The following is a 3015-nucleotide window of genomic DNA, read 5'->3' on the forward strand; positions in this document are numbered from 1 at the left end:
TCTATAAATAGTTAGAATTTTACTTTGTCAAGATAATCAGGAAAAGTCATAAGTGTAGTCATAATAATAAATAATAGCCCACCACCTAACGTAATAAAACATCTTGCCTTGTAGCTAGAGCTATCGGTATTTTTTTTAAATTGAAAAAATCCGTAAAATATAAAAAATGCTCCTAAAAGTTCTATTATGTATATAAACATTTATAAACTCCTCTGCCTTACTTATTTATGTTTTTCAAGAGCCTCTAAAGCCAACTTCATTATAGTCGTATTTGTTGTATCTTTAGTTACAATAATCATTTTTAAATAACTTTCTTGATTTATTCTTTACTTGTATCAAAATAACCCAAAGCAAGTAAGGCTAAAAACGATACTATTACGATCATTGAAAAACCAATAAAAAAGATATCAATTATTAAATCAATCATTAGCCATCATTTCTTAAAACTATTTTTAATTCATTGATAGTCTTAATCTTTAATAAAATATTTAATAGTTCATCACCGCCAAAAAACGTCGGATACGAATTTTCCTTATCATAGTCCTTTATACATTGTTTTAACTCATTTACGAGCGGATCAAGATCGTTATTTATTATTTCAATATCTACACAATAGCCTCCTACAGATGCTCGTATTGTTGAATACCCATGTTGATCAACATTAGATATAGGCTCAATATTAACAGGAATGGCAGTTAAAAACTTTAAATTGCTTTTGTTTATAGAGAGCTGGTTACTATTGGCCACTTTTGCGCTTTCAAAATCATTGGTTGATACTTCAATTTTATGAACGTCGAAATTTACTTGTTCAGATTTTGGTGTTTTATTCATTATTCTGCTCACAAATACCTTTTTATTACAATTTTTATATCCTCTTAATCGTTTAATATCAAAAAGTTTTCCATCAAATTTGTCAAATAATTTCCAAAGCGTATTACGTCCAACCGTTTCATAATAGTTTTTATTTGCAAGTTTTTGTATAGCTATTGCAAGATCACTTTGGCAAATTTCACCTTTTTGATCAATAATTTCTTGTGCCAGTTGTAAAGATATCTTTTCTTTGTCACTTAGCCCAATAAAATCATCTTCAATAAATTTTAGGTCTAGTTCCCTAGTATCGATTAAAGCAACCATCTCTTTTGTATGGCTTCTCTTTTTCTTTGGTTTTAAGCTAATAATCATTTCATTGCTGTTGATAGAAATAGAGCTGTCACTTTCGTTTTGTAAATAGTAAGCTTCATCAACACTATCCATAAAGGCTGTAGCGCCTTTATAATTCTCATCGTTTTTATCCATCCCCTGCTTAGGTTGGTGGTGGAGGAATATAATGGTAGCGCCCTTGTCTCTCAATCCTTGCAGGTCTGCCATAAATCTTGTAATATTATCGTCTTTACTTAGACTACCTTTTATAAAATTTCTAATACTATCTATAATAATAAGTCGATTTTTTATTTCACCTGCTTTAAATTCTCTGTTTAACTTTTTAAATATAGTAAATCTATGCGAGCTGTTAGAGAGAATATATTTTATTTTTCCATTGCTATTATCCATAATTTTATCGACTTGCCTACTCTGTAATATATCAATGCCGTTATCAGCATCCATATAAACAATTTCATCTAGATTAACATTGTTTTTCACTAAGTAATTACAAAGATGGATAGCAAACATGCTCTTGCCTGCACCAGCACCAGCATATACCATATTTAAGCTCTGTTTTGAAAGGAAATTCGGTATCAGCCATTCAAAATTAGCATTTTCAATATCCAAAGCAGTGAATTCCTTGACATTTATGATTTTATTTGATAGAATATCAGTGCTTTTGTGGGTTGTGCTATGGTGGTGGTTCCGCTTCATATCACAACCTTTTTTCTTTTACTGCAAATCATTATCTTCTTTCCTGTTCTATTAACCATTCTTTTACACTCTCCAGTCTATATAATATTCTTTTACCTATTCTGATATATGGTAAAGGAGGGATCTTTGCTTTACGTTTCTCAGTATAATTTACACTAAATCTAAGCCTAGTTTGTTTATCTATGCTTATTCCAAATAATTCCTCGAACTGCTCTGGAGTAATAAATTCATTCTTTTTTTCTATTTTTTCATCTACTACATCAATCATAAAAAGACAACCTCCTAAAAAATCTAATATCATTTTATATCTCACAACCTTATACTACTCTTAATACATTAACAAATAACTTTAGATTTGCTAAAATAAATAAAAAAAGGAAATTTATGAAAACAAATGGATGCGGTGACAAACTAAGAAGATTACGCAATGCCTATGGACTTACTCAGAGTGAGTTTGGTGATAAGATCGGAATAAGTAGAGTTAGGGTAAATTCTTATGAAAATAATATAAACCCACTTCCCATACAAGTCAAATACAAGATTGCTGAAGCTACTGGTTTTGGAATTGACTACTTTGATACAGATATCGATATAGCTACTGCAATTAGCAAATATAATATTGAAACTGACAATGGTAAGCTTCAAATAAGAGCTAATTCTGAAAGCATTTGCACAATTTATGATGATCTATACGATTTTGCAAACCAAAAAGAAAGCATTGATCCTTACTTACAAAGTATTAAAATTCTTTCAAAACTATTTAATCTATCAAAGCCATATGACTATAATTTTATTACCGTAACAAACAATAAGGCAGCTCCATTCGCAACAGATGGAGATATTTTAATTATTGTAAGAGATAACATCCCAAGAGATAATGCCCTCTTGATTTTAAGAGTTAATAATGAGGTATTAATTAAGTATTGCCGTATAAACCCTTTTAATCAAAACCTTAAGTTTTTTTCAAGCAAAGATGATTTCTCCAATATTGAACTTTCTCAAAATGAACTTAATAAAATAGAAATTTTAGGATACGTCATAAACATTTTTAAGAACTATCAACCTAAATATATTGAAGAGTGATTTTAAAAAATTATTTTCTCTTTATTTGTCTGGGGTTTGGGGGCTTGCCCCCATGTTTTAAATAAAAGTCAAAAT

General features: G+C 29.6%; 3 protein-coding genes. 1 reads left to right on the plus strand and 2 read right to left on the minus strand.

Features of this window, described 5'->3' with window-relative positions:
* Window positions 1–426 precede the first annotated feature (426 nt).
* Both F3G98_RS10075 and F3G98_RS10080 read right to left on the minus strand, forming a co-directional pair.
* Window positions 427–1857 (minus strand): AAA family ATPase, encoded by a 1431-nt coding sequence (locus tag F3G98_RS10075; protein WP_149726125.1) that lies wholly within the window; start codon window positions 1855–1857, stop codon window positions 427–429.
* A gap of 31 nt (window positions 1858–1888) precedes the next feature.
* Window positions 1889–2125 carry a DNA-binding protein gene (locus F3G98_RS10080; RefSeq protein WP_103567046.1) on the minus strand — a complete coding sequence of 79 codons (237 nt, stop codon included), beginning with the start codon at window positions 2123–2125 and terminating at the stop codon, window positions 1889–1891.
* Between the two features lie 116 nt (window positions 2126–2241).
* Between F3G98_RS10080 and F3G98_RS10085 the strand changes: the two genes are divergently transcribed.
* Complete coding sequence (locus F3G98_RS10085; RefSeq protein ID WP_107969402.1) at window positions 2242–2940, plus strand: helix-turn-helix domain-containing protein; 699 nt, start codon at window positions 2242–2244, stop codon at window positions 2938–2940.
* Window positions 2941–3015 lie beyond the last annotated feature (75 nt).

The organism is Campylobacter concisus (assembly GCF_902460895.1).
In the GTDB taxonomy this organism is placed as follows: domain Bacteria; phylum Campylobacterota; class Campylobacteria; order Campylobacterales; family Campylobacteraceae; genus Campylobacter_A; species Campylobacter_A concisus_BC.

Bases quoted from the DNA above. Each gene is read 5' to 3' on its own strand.
- F3G98_RS10085 (WP_107969402.1), top strand. From the start codon at position 2,242: ATGAAAACAAATGGATGCGGTGACAAACTAAGAAGATTACGCAATGCC.
- F3G98_RS10075 (WP_149726125.1), bottom strand. From the start codon at position 1,857: ATGAAGCGGAACCACCACCATAGCACAACCCACAAAAGCACTGATATT.
- F3G98_RS10080 (WP_103567046.1), bottom strand. From the start codon at position 2,125: ATGATTGATGTAGTAGATGAAAAAATAGAAAAAAAGAATGAATTTATT.